17 protein-coding genes are annotated in these 18,621 nt (G+C 43.0%); 6 read left to right on the top strand and 11 right to left on the bottom strand.

The genetic code is table 11. The features are described from left to right. Positions 1 to 28 precede the first annotated feature (28 nt). From BM528_RS11190 to BM528_RS11150, 9 genes are all read right to left on the bottom strand, one after another. Positions 29 to 547, bottom strand: a complete 519-nt coding sequence (locus tag BM528_RS11190) for a hypothetical protein (protein ID WP_071979876.1) — start codon at positions 545 to 547, stop codon at positions 29 to 31. A 12-nt stretch (positions 548 to 559) separates the two neighbouring features. Continuing rightward, a complete protein-coding gene (locus BM528_RS11185) occupies positions 560 to 892 on the bottom strand; it encodes a DUF883 domain-containing protein (protein WP_071979875.1) in 333 nt (110 codons plus the stop codon). A 161-nt stretch (positions 893 to 1,053) separates the two neighbouring features. Next, complete coding sequence (locus BM528_RS11180) at positions 1,054 to 3,189, bottom strand: response regulator (protein ID WP_071979874.1); 2,136 nt, start codon at positions 3,187 to 3,189, stop codon at positions 1,054 to 1,056. Positions 3,190 to 3,200: 11 nt separating this feature from the next. Beyond that, a complete protein-coding gene (locus BM528_RS11175; RefSeq protein WP_071979873.1) occupies positions 3,201 to 3,653 on the bottom strand; it encodes a response regulator in 453 nt (150 codons plus the stop codon). Beyond that, positions 3,643 to 5,169, bottom strand: coding sequence for a sensor histidine kinase (locus BM528_RS11170; RefSeq protein WP_071979872.1), 1,527 nt, complete (start codon positions 5,167 to 5,169; stop codon positions 3,643 to 3,645). The genes BM528_RS11175 and BM528_RS11170 overlap by 11 nt, the downstream gene beginning before the upstream one ends. Next, positions 5,166 to 5,399, bottom strand: a complete 234-nt coding sequence (locus BM528_RS11165; protein ID WP_071979871.1) for a hypothetical protein — start codon at positions 5,397 to 5,399, stop codon at positions 5,166 to 5,168. The genes BM528_RS11170 and BM528_RS11165 overlap by 4 nt, the downstream gene beginning before the upstream one ends. A 14-nt stretch (positions 5,400 to 5,413) precedes the next feature. Continuing rightward, positions 5,414 to 6,748 (bottom strand): sigma-54-dependent transcriptional regulator, encoded by a 1,335-nt coding sequence (locus BM528_RS11160; protein WP_071979870.1) that lies wholly within the window; start codon positions 6,746 to 6,748, stop codon positions 5,414 to 5,416. 628 nt (positions 6,749 to 7,376) lie between these two features. Further along, complete coding sequence (locus tag BM528_RS11155) at positions 7,377 to 8,309, bottom strand: LysR family transcriptional regulator (protein ID WP_071979869.1); 933 nt, start codon at positions 8,307 to 8,309, stop codon at positions 7,377 to 7,379. A gap of 96 nt (positions 8,310 to 8,405) precedes the next feature. After that, positions 8,406 to 8,756 carry a rhodanese-like domain-containing protein gene (locus BM528_RS11150; protein ID WP_071979868.1) on the bottom strand — a complete coding sequence of 117 codons (351 nt, stop codon included), beginning with the start codon at positions 8,754 to 8,756 and terminating at the stop codon, positions 8,406 to 8,408. A 174-nt stretch (positions 8,757 to 8,930) separates the two neighbouring features. Here BM528_RS11150 and BM528_RS11145 point away from each other — a divergent pair, with 174 nt between their 5' ends. Further along, positions 8,931 to 9,242, top strand: coding sequence for an ArsR/SmtB family transcription factor (locus BM528_RS11145; RefSeq protein WP_071979867.1), 312 nt, complete (start codon positions 8,931 to 8,933; stop codon positions 9,240 to 9,242). A 61-nt stretch (positions 9,243 to 9,303) separates the two neighbouring features. Here BM528_RS11145 and BM528_RS11140 read toward each other — a convergent pair whose 3' ends face one another. Together BM528_RS11140 and maoP are read right to left on the bottom strand one after the other, a co-directional pair. After that, positions 9,304 to 10,047, bottom strand: coding sequence for a PRC-barrel domain-containing protein (locus tag BM528_RS11140; RefSeq protein ID WP_071979866.1), 744 nt, complete (start codon positions 10,045 to 10,047; stop codon positions 9,304 to 9,306). A 212-nt stretch (positions 10,048 to 10,259) separates the two neighbouring features. After that, positions 10,260 to 10,613, bottom strand: coding sequence for a DUF413 domain-containing protein (gene maoP / locus BM528_RS11135; RefSeq protein WP_071979865.1), 354 nt, complete (start codon positions 10,611 to 10,613; stop codon positions 10,260 to 10,262). A 363-nt stretch (positions 10,614 to 10,976) separates the two neighbouring features. On the opposite strand from maoP, the gene BM528_RS18670 reads away from it, so the two are divergent. The 5 genes from BM528_RS18670 to BM528_RS11115 all read left to right on the top strand — a co-directional run bounded on the left by BM528_RS18670 (position 10,977) and on the right by BM528_RS11115 (position 18,426). Next, the gene (locus tag BM528_RS18670; protein ID WP_198033554.1) at positions 10,977 to 11,144 is read left to right on the top strand and encodes a hypothetical protein; all 168 of its coding nucleotides are present in this window, start codon (positions 10,977 to 10,979) and stop codon (positions 11,142 to 11,144) included. Positions 11,145 to 11,269: 125 nt separating this feature from the next. After that, the gene (locus tag BM528_RS11130; RefSeq protein WP_071979864.1) at positions 11,270 to 12,109 is read left to right on the top strand and encodes a LysR family transcriptional regulator; all 840 of its coding nucleotides are present in this window, start codon (positions 11,270 to 11,272) and stop codon (positions 12,107 to 12,109) included. A 10-nt stretch (positions 12,110 to 12,119) separates the two neighbouring features. After that, positions 12,120 to 12,470, top strand: a complete 351-nt coding sequence (locus BM528_RS11125; protein WP_071979863.1) for a DUF2750 domain-containing protein — start codon at positions 12,120 to 12,122, stop codon at positions 12,468 to 12,470. Positions 12,471 to 12,691: 221 nt separating this feature from the next. Then, positions 12,692 to 14,065, top strand: coding sequence for a ribonuclease J (locus BM528_RS11120; RefSeq protein WP_083595268.1), 1,374 nt, complete (start codon positions 12,692 to 12,694; stop codon positions 14,063 to 14,065). A 188-nt stretch (positions 14,066 to 14,253) separates the two neighbouring features. Then, complete coding sequence (locus BM528_RS11115) at positions 14,254 to 18,426, top strand: EAL domain-containing protein (RefSeq protein ID WP_071979862.1); 4,173 nt, start codon at positions 14,254 to 14,256, stop codon at positions 18,424 to 18,426. The last annotated feature ends 195 nt before the right edge of the window (positions 18,427 to 18,621 follow it).

The raw sequence follows: 18,621 nt of genomic DNA, 5'->3' as shown, positions 1-18,621 counted from the left end.
AAAATATTATGCAAATTTTATGCAAATTTTATGTAAGAAGGCTGCGTTTTATTAACCCTATCACCCTTTCAAAGCTAACTAGTTGAGATGCATTTTTTGCCAGTCTAAACAACAATATTGCTGCAGCTACATTAATGCACAGAAGGATGCAAATAATGACAAACACGCTGAGGTTTACAGAATACAGCGCTATGCTCAAGCCAACATTGAGAATTACCCAGCACACCATAGATATGACGAAAACAGCCATCGAGGCCACTACAGTAATAAGAAGAGAGCGCTTGATGAGCATTAATTCACTGTTGAAAAGGCTTAAAAAGGCTGTCCCTTGCTTTGTACGCTGCTTAACGGCATTTTTTAGCGCGTCGAAAACGTCTTCATATTCAGGGTTGGGGTAGGGAGGGGACGCGTTGCGGCCCGATGATGCCCTCTTACTGGCGTCGGCAACATTATCGAAGTTCGCCTGATCCCTTGGGGGAGTCAGGCGAAACGGATTTTCATCGCTCACGGTAAAATGAGCATGCCGAAAATTAGGTAATTCACTCATAGTGGCGATTTACTACTTTTTACGAAATAGCGAAGTCACTAACACGCCCGCCGCAAAAGCGAGTCCCGCTGTTGCCACTGGATTTTCAATCGCATAATTGCGCACTTTTGATGATTGCCACTTTTGTTCGGCAAGACGCTTGCGTTCTGACATGTTTTCTGCAGACGCTGTTGCTGTGCGACGTATATTTTCCTCAGCCACGCTAGCATTATCTGCAAGCTTATCTACAGACTCATGGAGTGATTCTTTTAGTTGGTCCGTAACGGGGTGGCTAGGTTCTGATGTTGCTTTACCATTTGCCGATGTATTTTTCGCCGCTGTGGTTTTCGCAGTTTGTGTAGCCATAGTAGTCTCCTTGATTTTACTAGGTTCAAATAGATAGGAGCAACTGTTATGCCATAGGTTAGGTATTTGATTTTGCTGGCTTTTAGATATTTTGATTTAGAATGTTAAGTAGAATGCACACAGATTTGTGAGCACTCTGTAAGAATTGCGCAGTTGGTCAGTTATACTAGTATGCTCTCTAGATCGTTTTTAGTAACCGGTTTAAGCAAAGCACTGTCTATACCAATAGACCGCATAGTGCTTTCATCAGCTTGGTGGCCACTGACTATGGTTAATTTACATGATGTCTGCTGCAGTTTAATTTTTTTGGCCAATTCATAACCATCGTAGTCCGGTAGGGTTAAATCCATCAGAATATGATCGAAACTTTGTTCATCAACAGCGTCTAGTGCATCACTACCACATAAACTCTTCACTACCTCGCATCCCAAGTGAGTAAGAAATAATTGCAGTAACTCCGCAGCATCTTCATCATCCTCAACAACAAGCACTCTTTTGGCACTTGGCTGAGTTTGCTTTTCCACATGTTCAGCGCTCTTAACCTTTGAGGTAGGTAGTTTTTCTTGCTGAGACTTCAGCGGGCTAGGCACATCTAGCTTAACCCTAGGCTCTGGGCGCTCAGGTGCAAAAGGTTTGTTGATTGGCATACCTGAAACTTGCGTCTCGACATTTGAAAACGTCACTGGGTTATCTTCAGGTAAATAAAGTGTCAATAAGCTTGCCAGGGCTAACCTATCAATGGGTTTCCCAATAACGTCGTTAAAACCTTCGCGAATGAGAGATTCTTTTAATCCTTTACGGCTCGCCGCAGTAACTGCAATAACGGGTAGGTCTTTGCCGTGACGCCTTATGGCATGTAGTGCCTCTATGCCATTCATAACTGGCATATGGATATCCATGAGAACTAGGTTAAAAGGAGCATTTTGTTCATCTGCTTGTAATACTGCCTCGAGGGCTTTTACGCCATTCTCGGCGTAACTGATATCGGCTTTAGACTGGCTCACTAAGTGTCCGGTAAGCCTTCTGATTTCGCGCAAGTCATCCACTATGAGTACTTTGCCGGTGAGCTGCATGTTCAGGTTACTGGGCTCAACAGGAGCAACTTGCCCTAATGAGAGCTCATCAAATGTTTGGTCGCTGAGACTTCCAGGGTTGATGAAAAAACTAAAGCTGCTGCCTTCACCCATTTTAGAAGAGACAGATATATCGCCTTCCAGCTTACAAACCAGTTCTTTACATATGGCAAGCCCAAGACCCGCGCCACCATGATTAGCACGCATAACATCTTCAATTTGTTCAAACGGGTGGAAGATGTTGTCCAACTTATCCGGCGCCATTCCAATACCAGTATCATCAACAGTAAATCTTAACACGCTCTCTAGCGCTTTAGACTCTGCGTAGTTTTCGCTCTGCTGACTTACCTTCGATGGCTCCATTTCTATGGTAAGCGTAATGCTGCCTTTGTCTGTGAATTTCACGGCGTTGGTAATCAAATTGATTAAAATTTGACGCAGACGAGTGGGATCGGTTCGAATAAAGTCTGGCAACTTCGTCTTAGGCACGACATGTAAACTCAGTCCCTTATCCTTAGCATTCAATTGCATCAACGAGTGTATATCAGTAAGAAACGCAGCTAAGTTAACTTCTTTCATATTCAACTCAAGCTTATCGGCCATTATGCGCGACATATCGAGCAAGTCATTCAGCAGACTCAACAGGTGTTTACCGTTTGAATGGATGATAGAAAGTTCTTGTTGAAACGGGCTATTTCTGGCGTCGTCTATCAATAGTTCCGTATACCCTAGAATGGAGGTGAGCGGCGTTCTTAATTCGTGTCCCAAATGAGCAAGAAATTTATCCTTCGCCTTGTTTTTTTGTTCTACCTTATTGCGTTCCATTCGTTCGTTTTCGATATCTCGACGAACGAGTGCGTAACGAATAGTTCTCATGAAACGCGGTGATTCAATTTCAGATTTTTGAAGATAATCGGCAGCGCCTGCGCGCATCACCATCTCATCGACAGTTGAGTCAGATTGACCTGTAAGGATCACAACGGGTAGGTTGTACTGATTTGCTTTTAATTTGTCTATGACGTCAAGGGCGTTTTCGGCGCCCAGCAAAAAGTCTAGTAGGCACAAGTCAAATGTGTCTTGTTTTAGTGCCTCGATGGCCGAGTTACTGTCGGTAGCCCACGTGAGCAGGAACTTAGGAGAGTCGCAACGCTCTAGATAATCAGAGGTAAGGAAGTAGTCATCTTCATCATCCTCTATCAATAGAATTTTTATTACCTCTGTCATCTAGTACTCCGCTACTCGTGTGGTAGTTCTACAAATTCAATCCAATACCGACCGAGTGCCCGCATTAGGTCCACTAAACCTTCAAAGTTAACAGGTTTAGTAATATAAGAAGCGCAACCCAAGTCGTAGCCTCGAAGCATGTCTTCTTCTTCCTTTGAAGTGGTTAAAATAACCACAGGAATGCTGCGCAATTTCGGATCATTTTTTAACTCTTGAAGCGCTTCACGGCCGTCTTTACGAGGCATGTTGAGGTCTAGCAAAATAAGACTGGGGCGAGGGTATTTTTCAGCATCGCTATATTTTCCCTCGTGGCGAAGAAATTCGAGCAACTCAACACCGTCTTCGACGCAAAAAAGCGTATTTAAAACCCGCGACTCTTTCAGCGCGTCAACAGTGAGTAAACGATCATCCTCATCGTCATCGGCCATTAAAATATTAATTGATTGTGCTTGCTTACGCGTCATGCGAAGGATCTCCATTATCGTTATTAGAGCCGAAAGGCTCGCTATCTAGGGGCAAAATAATTTCAAACTTAGCGCCATTGCCGGGCTCACTGCTTGCGGCTATTGTACCGTTATGTCGCTCTACAATGCGCCGGCATACGGCAAGACCAATTCCAGTGCCTTTGTATTCGCTTCTGCCGTGCAATCGTTGAAACGGCGCAAATATTTTCTCAGAGAAGGTTTGATCAAAACCGATACCGTTATCTTCAACGGTAATTTTTATCCATTGGTATTCATCAGACTTGAGTATGTTTTCAAGCTCTACGCTATCTGAATCTGGGTCCAGCTTCGCGCAATTTACCTGCACTTTTGGCACAATATTCGCTGGCTGAAACTTCAGTGCATTAGACAGTAGATTTAAAAACAACTGCTCTAATTGTGATTTATCACCGCGTATCTTTGGCATATCCGAAACGGTTATTTCAGCCGATTTCTCTTCAATGGCAATTTCTAAATCGCTCAATACTGAGTTGAGTACTGTGTTTAGCTCTACCTCTGAAAAATCTTTTCCACGGGTTGATACACGAGAGAAAGAGAGCAAATCAGAAATTAGCATCGACATTCGCTCTGCTGCATTTAACATGCGGGCAAGAAAGTCTTTACCTCTTTCATCTATCACATCACCATAGCCAGATTCTATTCTGTTGCCGAAGGCACGAATTTTCCTAAGTGGTTCTTGAAGGTCGTGGGAGGCAACAAATGCAAAGTCTTCTAACTCTCTATTACTCCTAGCAAGTTCATCAGAATACACACTTAACTCTTGAGTACGCTCTTCAATTTTCGCTTCTAATTCTTCATTGATTGCCTCAAGCTCGGCCTGGTGTTTTTCGTTTTCTCTGGTATTGATTTTAAGTAACAGAAAAATAGTAACGATGAGCAGAAGGGTGGTCGCCGATGAAATGATCAGGGTATTCACCGAGTCGCGGCGTAGCTTCATCAAGTTTGCTAAATGGGTACCCTGTATATTCCGTTCTGAACTATCTACCTCTTCGAAAATCTTCTCGAATTGGTTGTATAACTCAAGACCTCGGTCAGATTTAAGTAAGCTTAATGCTTCACTTTTGTTGTTTTCGCGAGCGAGTTCTACAACCTCGACCATGCGGTTTATTTTTTCTTTTGTCAGTGCCAGCAAGTCGTTGACGCGTTTGCTTTGCTCTGGCGAATCTGATGCAAATACACTTACCTCCACTTCATCTGCAAGGGCGGCAAACGTATTCAGGGTTTGCGTATATTCGTTTAAGTAGGCTTCGTCTTCTGTCAACAAATAGCCCCGTTGCCCAGATTCAGCGCGCAATAGCGCAACGTGGAGTTTGTTTACCGCACCAATAATACGATTAGTGCTAAACAGTTTAGCTTCTAACGCAGACAGCTCATCTAGTGTATCTACAACGTAAAAAGAGTTGGCTGTGATAACTACGATCACAAGCACGACCATCAGGATCCAGCTGTAAAGCGAAGATAAAATTTTATTTATCATTTAGCTGAATCCGATACTGTCTCGCTCAACTCTGAAGTCATTTCAGAAAGGGTGTTACTGCAATCTTTAGAGCTCGCAATAATTTTTTCCAATGCATCCACAGCTTTTTGTGTAGGAATATCGCCGTTCAAAGCCATTTTTACCAACTCAGCTTGCATGGATATTCTATTTAACGGTTTACGTGCATCGTGAACATACACACTCATTTTTGAAAATTCTTCATTGGTCATAACTTCGCCTTTAATTACTGCTCGTCTTTACTTAAATCGCCATAGGCATGAAGACGGTTGTAAAGCGTTTTTGTGCTAATCCCTAGCATCTCAGCAGCCATGGTTTTATTACCGTTCACTTTTTCAAGAGTTGCATAAATAAGCTCTTTCTCTACATCTTCTATTGTGCGGCCTGCTTGAAGAGAAGGTGTTGTACTCTGCTTTTGAGCGAATGGCGATTCGATAGTTTTAGGAAGCTCTAACGCGTTGCTTTCCGGATCGCTCATAATTGCCGCGCGGTGAACGAAATGACGGAGTTCCCGCACATTCCCTGGCCAGTCATATGCTTTTAAGGTTTCAAGTTGTGCTTCATCCCACTCAAAACTGGCGTTATTGTCTTTATTAAACTCTTCAATAAACGTCTTTGCTAATAAAGTAATATCTTCTTTTCTATCGCGAAGGGGAGGAATAGTGATAGGAAAAACGGCTAGTCGAAAGTATATGTCTTCCCGTAATACTTTGCTTTGAGCGATTTCTTCCATTGTTCTGTTTGTAGCAGATACCACACGGCAGTTAACAGGAATTGTTTTGGTACCGCCTACTCGAATTACCACTTTGTTTTCGAGCACCCGTAGCAGGTTAGGCTGCATATCGATGGGCATCTCTGTAATTTCGTCTAAAAAGAGCGTACCGCTTTCGGCTTGCTCAAATACGCCTTCTTTACGTCCCACAGCGCCGGTAAATGCCCCTTTTTCGTGGCCAAATAGTTCGCTGGCAATTAATTCTTTCGAGAAAGCACCGCAGTTTGTCGCAATATAATTACCTTCGCTGTCTGAGGCTTTATGAATAGCCGCAGCTACGACTTCTTTACCAACTCCGCTTTCGCCCAATAACATGACGTTGGCACTGGTTTTACTCACTCGAGAAATTAATTTATACAGCTCCTGCATGGCAGGCGACTCACCAATAAGTGAGTCAAAGTGCTTTTCAATTTTGTCTCGCTTAGGGGCTGCTTTTTCGGTTTTTCTGCTAAGAACGGCTTCAATATCTTCTCGTTGAATAGGTTTAACAAGATAGTCTATATTCGGTCCGCACAATCCTTTGATGACACTTTTCACTGATGGGTGGCCGGTAATAAGCGTCACCCGAGGACGCTTTGGCAACATGTCTAGCTCATCGAACAAGTGAGCTCCACTACCGTCTGGCAGCATAAAATCAAGCAGAATATGATCAAAAGTTTCTTTTTGTAACCAGTCTCTCGCCTCTTGAAGTGTGGCGGCTGTTAAAACGTCGTGCCCTAAAAATTCAATAATGGTACAAGCTACTTCAGTAAATTCAGCATCGTCGTCGACAAGTAATACGGTAAGCACGTGGGATTCCTTCTCTATCTAATCCGTTGATATAAAAATTATAACAATATCAATAATATAAATTCTTACTTATACAAAAGTCTATCATTAAGTTGTGCAAATGTAGCTTTTATATTTCTACTTTTTTAAGCGTGTTCAAATCTTGAAAACTATACAGGGGCTGTGGTGATGAATTTTAACCCAGCCTTAATTCAGCATTCTTTCAGTGCTTATCCAATATTTATATAAGCGCATAGAATTAATCATTACTCAGGCCACAAGTGTTAAACGTTAACATGTTGCGCCTTTCTTCTTATGGTCTGTATGGCCTGTTTATGTTTTCGCGCCGTAGAGTATTGGAAAGGCCTTTGCAAAATTCATTCCTTCAATTTGCCGGCTTTTTTCTGCGAAATTGACTTCCATTCACTCCTTGCAATACGAGCCAGAGAGAGAGGGTCGCAATCTTTAGCGGATGCAATACGCGCTGTCTTAGCAACATCATATTTTGCATTGGCATGACAAATTTACTTGATTGTCTGCAAATATTACTCGGTGGGTACTTTTTATGACTTGTACTTTACTCTCATATTACCCGCTCGCATCGGGAAATATTTTACTTAATAGGGTTTGTGAAGCACTAAGGAGAAGTTTAGGGATCACATGCGCCATTTTCCATGGCGATGAAGTCAGAAGACGGTAAGCTCATCGCCTGATAGCGAAGCTCCCCAATAAATGAACGTGCTGCCGGGCCGAGTGCGTCACCATCTTCAAAAGACAAATAAAGTAAGGTTTTTCGTAGCGCTGCATTATTATTTAGCGGGAGTGGTTTTAATGTGCCGCTTTCCAATTCTTTTTTGATAATGGCAATGGGGAGCCACGCGAAGCCAAGCCCTTGAGCGATAATATCGAGGGACGTTCTTACATGGCTGACAGTCCAGCGCTGGTCAGCACCTAACCAACCTGCATCGGCTTTACGCTCAGCAGACGAATCCCGTACTACAATTTGTCTGTGAGATTTTAAATCTTCCAACGTAAGCACTCTGTCAAGTTGATGCAGAGGGTGATCTTTATGGGCGACAGCTGCAAATTCTATTTCACATAGGTCTTCGCTAAATCCACTGGGATAAGGGAAGGGAGAAATGCCGATATCAACATTGCCGCTTGAGAGCATAGAGTTTGTTCCGCTCAGCACGGTCTCTTCAAGCTCTACCCGTAATAAAGGAAACTCTTGAGATACTTTGTTGAGAACATTATAAAGAAGCTGAGAGGGGAAGATAATATCTGCCGCTACTCTAAGCGTTGTTTCTGTGCCATACCGAAGACTATTGGCCACCGATTCTAACTTTTGGGCCTCGTCGAGCAAAAATGACGCTCGACGGTACATGAGCTCTCCTTGCGGCGATAGCTTTACCTTGCGGCCACTATTTTCAAACAGCACCACGCCAATAGCATTCTCGAGCTTCTGTACGGCATGATGAACGCTAGACTGGCTTTTATGGACGACTGCCGACGCCTGATTAAAACCTCCAGCGTCTACTACCGCTTTAAACATTCTCCATTGTTCTAATGTAGATTTCAGCATATATCGTCCACTGTAATTTCAAGACTAACCTAACCGAATAAACGATTTAGTAATATGGAATGAGAGCTAACGCTACAGTGCGTAAGTCGCATTTTGCTAAGCTCGATGAACTTGCTTTATGGTTGCCAATGAACACGTTACTACAGAAACATTCTCATAACCCATCTTTATAAGCTGTTCGGCGGACAGTTTCGCTCTTGCACCAGAAGCACAGTGCAGATAAATCGGTGTGGATGGATCTTTTGCCTTTTCTAGCATCTGCATCTCCAATACGCCTCTTGGAATATGCAGCGAGGCTTCGACATGATTTTCTGCTACCTCTGCTGGCTCTCTCACGTCAATCAACATACCCTGATTGCTTTCAATTTCTTGTGCAGCTTGCTTTGCTGACACTGTTCTAATATCCACGTCGATATTTTCTAGGCGTGTTTTTAAATCAATAAGCATATGATTATTCCAAATTTTATAATATAAGGTTAAACTAATGTATATTTGTGATTATTCAAACGCAAGATAATATAACTCATCGAATCCTGATTTTAGGTAATTTATGAAAAAACTCTTATACTTTAGTATAATATTGAAGTACTTTGTCACTTTCAGCAAAAGCAGGGATTCATAATGTCTGAGGAAATATTACTAAGCCCCACCGAAATGATGGAGCATTCTGCAGAAGCAGAGTTCTTTTTAAAGCAGTTTGCTAACAAAACGCGACTTATGATTCTTTGCTCTTTATTAAAGCAAGAAAAGTCGGTTTCTGAGCTGTTGCAAGTGGTTACCGTCTCACAGCCTGTGATTTCGCAACATTTAGCCCTTTTGCGAGAATCGAATATGGTTGCAACACGAAGGGAAGGGCAAACCATTTATTATCGGCTATCCGATGAGAGGGTAAAGCGGCTGATTGGATTAATGTATGAGTTTTTCTGTGAGTAAATAAAAACGTCCGCAGAGGTGCGGACGTTCTCATTAAACCTTTGTCTCAATTAGCATTGAGCTATATATCATTGATTTGGGCGGCCAGGGCCGCAATGTAATGGCCATCGCCCAATCGCTCTTCATCCACTTCTGGTCGCTTCAAAAGGGCATCGTGACTTAAATTCACGGCTATATGATGAGCAGCCCAATCAATTTCTTTTATATCAGTAGGTAGAAGTGCTAAATGCTTTCCTCCAGGTAGCCAATTATTTGTATCTACCACGAGCATTACCAATTTCCATGTTTCTGTATCAATCAGAAAATCACTAATATGACCTACATTGTCATCGGTAGTTGCAACTTCGTAACCATCAATCTCACCGCAGGCCCGTAAATGGTTAGTTGACTCTGGCGGTAAATCACCTTCTTTGGCTTCATCGGTAGGTACGCTTACTAATTCGTTCGGATAGGCATATTCACCCCAGGCCCCTGGGCCTATCCAATAATATCCGTAACCAAAATACTTAAATAGATGCTCTTCATATTCACGGGATACGGGTTTGTGTTCGTCGATAGAGGGGCTGTTTTTAAGCGTTTCTACTGTCATGTCCACATGAACAGAACTATCGTCTACATCAACGTGCGTTACCGAGACAGGTGAAATAACCACTTTTCGGCTAAGCGGAAGCCACGTATTCGTATCGGCCACTAAATAACGCGTAGTGTAGGTTTCATCGTCAAAGAGTATGTCTTTAACACCACCAATTTTGTCGTCTGTGGCGTGGATTGAATACTGTGTGAGTTTCTTTGAACTTAAAATCATCTTTGCGCCTCCTTTGCTTGGCAGATAGTGATAAAAAGTCTAAGCCAACGTAATGTTAGTTTAGGCTTATTACCTTGCATTAAGTGTAGTTCCTAAATGCTAAAAAACATCATGTTTTCAATTTGTTCTGCCTATAGATTGATTGAGATCAGTTCAGAATAAACAAAAAAGTCCGCATTCAGCGGGCCTGTTTCTAAATAGACTGTAACCTGTTAAGCCACGTCAAATTCGTCGTCTGAATAGGAATCGTCGTAATCTGCCTGGTTACTCGCGCTGCTATGCAGGGTGTAAAAATGTTTTTTTCCCCTAGCAAGGTGAACGTACTTCGACCACGCTTTTTCGATACTTGAAGATGCTTCTGCCTTGCCTTTAGTGAAGTCGACAAAATGCATCTCTTCAGCATTTTCAGGGTCTAAATCTCCACGCTCTAGTGATAATAATGTGAGGCCGTATGTGGTAAGTAGATTTGCTTCGGAAATACTAAAGTCTCCCGACTTTTTAAAGCCATAAGGAAATTTTTGGCGATCAATAAATGGTTTTGTTGACGGACGAATCGTTGTGCTCATAAGGAAATTTCCAACGTTGTTTATTCCACGTCGCACTTTTAAATGAAGTTTGCGTTTAGATAAAGCAAAAGATTTTTTTCTTATCAATAAAAAAAATTTATCTAATTATTCATAGACCTGTTACATACCTATGTTTTTAAACCGTCTTTCACTGAGTGTTTAGTTTTATCCGCGCAACGCGGTGTAGCGGCGGCTTTCAGTACTGAAATGCTTCCATTTAGCCCGAAATTCGCAAAGCAAAGATCACCACGCCCTAAAGTAAAAATTATTATCGATACGATAATTAAATTTCATTTCCAATTCCCCCCACTCAAGCAATAATCAAAGGGTGGTTATACTTTCTAGAAAATTTTTGAGATTGTAATGAGTAAAGATTATCGTTTTCAAAGTGAGGAGTGGGATGCGTCGGATGACGGAGAGTTTCACTCTAAGAAACCGAATTCACTGAGAGAAAAAAGTGTAAAAGCGATGCGAAAACGCGCTATGTTGCGCCGAGACAAGCAGCGTCGCTCGCACGAAGAAGCTCACTAAAACAAGCTTTCGGTTAAAAAATCATCGTGCGCTATCTATTGATAGCGCATTGCTGTGCTTTTTGCTGCAATTGACGTATTATTTAAGCCTCTCAGATCTTAAATTACGCTGGTTGTACTGCAAGTATGGATATACGCTTTCTCACCACATTCATTGAGGTGACTAAAACTCGTCATTTCGGCAAAGCCGCTGAAAATCTTTATCTTACGCAATCGGCGGTGAGCGCCAGAATTAAACTTCTTGAAGAATATTTTCATACTACGCTATTCATCCGTCAGCGAAATAGTATTCAGCTTACTCAGTCCGGTGAGAAGCTGCTGCCTTACGCGCGTCAGTTATGTAACACACTGAGCGATGCAAAGCAGGAACTCCAAGTGCAAAGCTCTGAATACGCGGTTTGTGGTGCCACGCAACTAGCCAGCGATCTTTTTTTACCCCATGCACTGGCATACTTGCACACGCATTTTCCAGATTGGTCTGTAAAAGCCGATGTTTTAACACTCGACACCCTTTCGCGGCAGCTTCACGAGCGTGTTACTGACCTTGCATTTTCTACTGAACCATTGAAGTCTGAAGACGTAAACAGTGTCGTTCTATTCGAGCAACCACTGGGGTTGTACAGAGTCGGCAAATCATCTGACTCTATTAATGCTGAAGAGTTTGTTGCTATTGATTGGGGGGCAAAGGCAAGAGATTGGTTACTCACGGCCTACCCACAGCTTAGAGATGCAAAATTGAGAACAAACTCTTTGTCGCTTGCACTCAATAACTTGTGCGAGGAAGGCGGAATCGCGGTTTTACCGGCAAATATAGAGACACAATTACGCGGGCGTGCAGAAGTCACTCTCATCGCTTCTATCGATAATACGTCGTTGAAAGTATATCTTCACACCATGAAACAAATTAGACGGGTAGGGTTAGCTGACATCATAGCGAGTGTCTCTTCCATCGCCTCAATTACATAGCGAGAAAAAAATGTCATCAATACACCCAATGTTAGAGAAAAATACATTTCAACGGTTGGAGGCAAGCCTTGCTTCCATAAAAGAACAAAAGAAACTTTTCATTCTCACCGACGAGCATGGCTGCGTCATGCTAACTACCGATGAGGACGACGGCGTGCCAGTATGGCCAGAGGCTGAACTAGCACTTCTTTGGGCCACAGACGATTGGTCGCATTGTGAGGCTATGGCGCTGACTACTGATGAATTTTTGACAAAATGGGTACCAGGCATGTCTCAAGACAACTTAATGGTAATTGTATGTCCAGTGCCAGAGGAAGAAGGAGAGGTGATAACACCGCAAGAGTTCGCTCAGTCTCTGTAGAGTGATCTAAGCATTGAGAACTGCGTTTACAAGATATCATCTGCATGCGGGTACAAATGTGGTTATTCAGGGCTTATTCCAGTACAAACGAGCTCGCCTCAGCACCTAAGACGTGCCAGCAGCACATACTCGTAGCGAGTTGTTAAATAAGCCATCCTTTGTCAGGCTGAGCTTAAATGGGTCGTATATTATAATAGCGTTACATTATTGAGGTAAATAACGTGTTAGAGCCGGGCATTGATGATCTGTGGTTTGCTCCGCTAGGAGGAACCGGTGAGATAGGAATGAACCTAAACTTATATGGTCATAATGGACAGTGGCTGATGGTTGATTGTGGCGTTTCTTTTGACGAACCTCTCGTTGCTCCCTATAAAAAAAATTCGACTCAGTCTAGCAAGACAACCCACAGAGTTGTGGCACCAGATCCCTCTTTTATTGCCGGCCAAAAAGACGCACTGGCGGGAATTGTTATTACTCATGCACATGAAGATCATGTGGGTGCAATTCCCTATTTGTGGCAACGCTTTAGAAAGCCAATTTATACCACGTCTTTTACTGCGGAAGTGCTAAGACGCAAATTATCAAGAAGTAAGCTCGCAAATAAAATACCTATTGTTGAAGTTTCTGCGGGCGATTCAGTGAACATTGGTGTGTTTACAGTGAAGTGGTTAGAAATAACCCATTCATTACCCGAGCCTTTCGCATTAAAAATAGAAACCCCGGCAGGCGCTGTTCTGCACACCGCTGACTGGAAAATAGATGCCGCGCCGATAACAGGGAAGCCTTTCGAACCTAAACTTTATAAACAACTTGGAAAGGAGAATATTCTCGCGTTAGTTGGTGACTCAACGAATGCGAACAAGCCAGGGTTTTCTGTTTCTGAGCGCAATTGTTACGACGGTCTTCTCAGCACAATTCTACCGCTAAAAGGACGTGTGGTAGTTGGGTGTTTTGCCAGCAATATAGCGCGACTTATCACTCTTGCTAAAATTGCACGAAAAACCGGTCGTTACATGGGACTTTACGGAAGGTCATTAATGAACATGTATGGCATTGCTCGTCAGCAAGGCATCTGGCCCGATGATTTGCCTGTAGCAGATGCTCATCACCTCGGTTATCTTCCTCCCAAGGAAGTTTTGGTGGTAGCCACAGGAAGCCAAGGAGAGAAAAACGCCGCTCTTGCTCGCTTTGCCCATGATTCGCATCCACATTTACAACTAGAAAAAGGCGATACGGTTATTTTTTCTAGTATCGTTATACCGGGTAATGAAGAGACGGTAGCGCGCCTAGACAAAGCATTTAAAGGAAAAGGAATATCAACTGTTCACAGTGAGTCCAGTCCACTGCCAATTCACGCGAGTGGCCACCCTTGCGCGGAAGAGCTGAAATTAATGTATAGTTGGGTAAAGCCTCAAATAGCCATTCCAGTTCACGGAGAGCAGACTCATTTACTGGCACACGCTGAAATTGCAAAGTCTGTCGGTGTTATGAAAACTTATGTTGGCGAAAACGGTGATCTTTATCGATTGGCACCACAGCCGAGTATACGTAGAAATGTTATTCCTGTTGGACGAGTACCGGTTCAACAAGATTGACGATTAGTAACCGGCCAAAGTTATCGCGCATTTGGCTAAAAAAATAATGCCGCTAATAAAACTCTGCGGTGAATCAAAGGCTTAACTTTTATATACTTTATTACTAATGTATATTTTATGGTCTGCCCAAAAGACTTTTCTTCTGTTACACTCCTCCAGAATCATTTCTGCCTACAACGACCTCGGGTATGCATCGGTATATATACATCAGTTTATGTTTCGTTTTGTTCAGCACGCTAGCTGCGGCTGAGCCGAAAATACAAAACCCGGTTTTCCAACCGCTGTCCACAAAAAATGGCCTTCCTCAGGATGTGGTTAACGACATTGTAGTCGATAACGAGGGCTTTGTTTGGATTGCGACAGACGGAGGATTAGTTCGATGGGATGGTGTAGAGACAAAAGAAATTGATAATAGCGACAATCTTTTTTCAAACAGCTACATCTCACGCCTAACCATTCAAGAGGGGGAGGCGCTCTTTGTTAGTGTGTACGGCAAAGGAATTTATCGCGTCGACCTTGATACCCAAGCGATTGAGCAGTTAACGCCTACGCCCTATAAATATTACCAAGACTACATACAATTTGCCGATGCCTTTCACTGGCAAGACAGCACACACCTTATTATTACCCTATCGGAAAACGTTCAGCGTCTGAATACGCAAACCGGTGAGATTGAAAACCTAGCCACGCTTCCGGATGACCTCATCCAGCTTTCTCAAGGTATTCGTTATGCCATCACTGTTGACGAGATACTTTTAGTGGCAACTTCGGCGGGCGTTTTCACTCTGGACACATCCAAAACCTCTGCGACGCTTGAAAAGCTTGACTACCTAAACGGTATCGCTGCCACCGAAGATAACCAAAACGCAAAGTTTCTTATGCAAGACGATAGCGATAGAGTTTGGATTGCCACAGTTAACGGCGTTTTTACAACTGATAAAGAGAGTTTTCTGGCGCAGGTTCGCGAAGGAAAAAATAGCCGGTTTGAACAAGCCATATCAGGCCCTAACGTATGGACGATGGAGCAGTCGAAGGAGAATGCGTTCTGGCTAGGTACAAACAGGGGCTTGTACGAGCTGAGTAAAAAAGAAGGCAGGTGGACTTACGAGCATATTCTTGAGCCCAACAACGGTCGCTCGGCATTGTCAGATAAGAAAATTGCTGCAATAGCAACAACCAGTGATGGGAACCTTTGGCTTAGCAGCATATTTGGTGGAGCTTTGCATTTTGTAGTGCAAAGCTCTGAGATTTACACTATTCAAAATGAAAGACAAGCCAAGACCGATAAGCTTAGCGACAATGTGGTATGGGCGCTTGCAGAAACCACACCAGGTAAACTGTGGATTGGAACTGCTAACGGCCTAACTCACCATGATTTGTCTACGGGAACGTCTACGCATTATTTTAAAAAGGCCGTTGAAGATTCTTTGCTTGGATTGAATAACATCGACCGAATAGCTCCTGCGCCTAACGATAAACTTGTTATCCAAAGATATGAAGGCATGAGTTTATTTGATCCAAAAACCGGCCTGGCGAGCTCATTACCGACAAAGGATAGCAGTGATAAAAGTTTACTGGATGCGTGGGACGCGGGCTTCTCGATAACCTCTGATGGGCAACTGTATTTCATCGGAGAAAACGAGTTTTACAAGTATGATTTTGCTAGTCAGACGCTGACAGCACTGCCCTTTGATCCCGCCATCTTAGATGTAAAATTTGCGAGTAGGTTTCTAGGAGAATCTGAATATCACAACAATGATATGTTTTTGGCTATGGAAGGTGGGCTCTGGTTAATCAACAGGAAAACCAACGAGCCAAAACTTGTATATCGGTTTTCTGAAGGTGACCGATTGAATGAACAGTCTGTAAATTCTTGGGTAATTGATAATACCGGTGTTTTATGGCTAGCCCACAGCGGGATTGGTTTAATTGGGCTTGATGCTGATACGTTTGAACCTTTGTATAAGTTGAACGATACCAATCTGTTAAAGACCAATATTGCCTATGGGTTGCAAAAAGATCGCGACGGTAATATTTGGTTTAGCTCTCACAAGGGTCTTCATCGCTACTACCCTTATGCCGGTAAAATACAGAATTTTATCTATGGAAGAGAACTGTCGGTATCAGAATTTAACGAGGGGGCATCCATTCTCTTAGAAGATGGGCGTTTGGCGTTTGGTTCTACCAGTGGGGTTATTATATTTGCTCCAGAGCAATTAGACACTGCCGAGGCTGGGCGAAGTTTATCGGCGCGGCAAACCGCTATTACAGAAGTTTCTCTTGGTCAGCGCCAACTGCCCCAAGCGCTTAAAAATTTAGATGGCCAGCATTTTGAGTTGGCCCATGATGATTATGGCTTAACCATTCACTTCTCATCGCTGGTTACATCAGGTGTCGGCGAGATAGAGTACTATTACAAACTCCTCAGTGGTAACAAACTTATCTCAGAGGGTATCACCGAGGACGCTAAGATAACCTTAGCCAATTTAGATCCAGGAAAGTACAGTTTCTCAGTCGCACCCACGCCCAGCAGTTTTGAAACTAGCTACCGACCAGCGCAAATAACACTGACTGTTCCTTATGCACCGTATCGCTCCCCAGCAGCCTACACTGTGTATGCTGTCTTGATTTTAGCGTTGGTGGCGTCGTATTTATTCTCTCGTCACAAGGCATTGGTTACGCTACGCAAAGCGCAGCAGCAAGTATCACTCTTTAGTGACGCATTTAAGCAAACGCGTGATTGGGTTCTTATCTTTGATGAAAACAAAGAACTTGTAGCTGCCAACCCGGCCTTTGAGCAGGTGTTTGGATTTAATCAAAAAGAACCGTTGAAGAAGCAGTTAAATCGACTTTATCTTCGTTACCCAAATTTAGCTCGGCAGCTCTCTGACAAACTGGTCAACATGCAGGGTGGAGATTTTTGGAAGGATAAAGGCGTCATCGACGGAGCCGACGGCAAACGTTACGACGTCCTCATAGACATCAGTGCCATAAGCAGAAGCGGTCATGTGCCAGGACACTATTTAATTGTTATTTCAGATATTTCAGAACAAAAGCAAGCTGAGCGGAAGCTTCTGAAAATTGCAACCTACGACAGTTTGACCGGCTTGGTGAATAGAACACTATTGCTCGACCGTCTAGAGCACGCCATTGCCCTTGCTCGTCATCACGGCCATCGAGTGTCTGTCATGTTTGTTGATCTAGATAGGTTTAAAGGAATAAACGACTCTTTAGGGCACGACTATGGTGATAAGCTACTTCGCATTGTGGCCAATAGAATGCGCAATTTGGTTGCAGATTCCGGCACAGTTGCCCGCTTAGGGGGGGACGAATTTGTTATTGTTATTGAAGAAGTAGACAACGATGATGATTTAAGCCCATTTGTTGGGCAGATTATCGAAGCCGTGGAAACCCCTATATCCCTATCAAGTGAGGTACTGCGAGTGTCTTGCAGTATCGGAGTTGCGTTTTACCCTGACGATGCTCATGAGCCTGCGGAACTCATCAAGCAGGCTGACGTAGCAATGTATACGGCGAAAAAAGACACCCTCAATGGTTTTGCTTATTTCACCAATGATATGAATGAAAAGGCGAAATCACGGCTGCTGTTAGAGAATAGGGTAAAACGCGCCTATTCTGATGATTGTTTCTTCAACTACTATCAACCCATTACAAATGCGCAAACCAACCAAACCGTTGGCGTGGAGCTGCTGCTGCGAGGAAAGTTAGACGACAAGCCTTTGTTCCCAGACCAGTTCATTCCTGTGCTAGAAGAGCTAAGATACATTATAGAAGTCACGCGAAAGGCAATGCGTAGAGCGGCGTCGGATTTGTCTGAATGGTATCAAGACGGATTTACTGGATATGTTTCTATAAACCTTTCTGCTCTGCATTTTAAAACTGAATTTGACCTAAACAGTGTCTTTGATCTGCTAAAGGAGTTCGATTTACCTGAACAGGCATTCCGTTTTGAAATTACGGAAGGGGTATTGATAGATGATACAGACAATGCACTTCGCCAAATTCAACGTTTTGTCGATGCCGGATTTGTACTGGCCCTTGATGATTTTGGTACAGGTTTTTCGTCTTTGAGTTACCTTAAGCGTTATCCTCTCTCGGTACTAAAAATTGATAAGAGTTTTGTGAATGAAATGGCGCCTGGAAATGCCAACGAGGCTTTGGTGTCTACCACTATTTCACTTGCCAGCAATCTGAAGATGAAATGCATAGCAGAGGGGGTAGAAACAGGCGCTCAAGCTACGGCATTACTCAATAGAGGATGTATATTCCACCAGGGCTATTATTATGCGAAACCGGCATCTGCTAAAGAGATAAAACCGTTATTATTTAAACAGTGGTAACAAACTTTGAGGTTAATGATTTCGCTCAATGTTTCAGCAATCCCTTCATAATAAAACTATAGCGGCGACTATAAAAAAACTAAATTGTGCTCGCCATCCCACGGTCTGTGCAGGTTGTAAAGTAAACGCCTGTTTAAAAAGCTTGTCATTCTATAAAAAATAAGGCTTATTATACTTCTGTGAAATCATTGTAAA

The organism is Alteromonas sp. RW2A1, assembly GCF_001886475.1.
Classification (GTDB): Bacteria; Pseudomonadota; Gammaproteobacteria; order Enterobacterales; family Alteromonadaceae; genus Alteromonas; species Alteromonas hispanica.
Note: the sequence above shows the minus strand (reverse complement) of the source record. Positions and strands in the feature narration are given on the sequence as shown.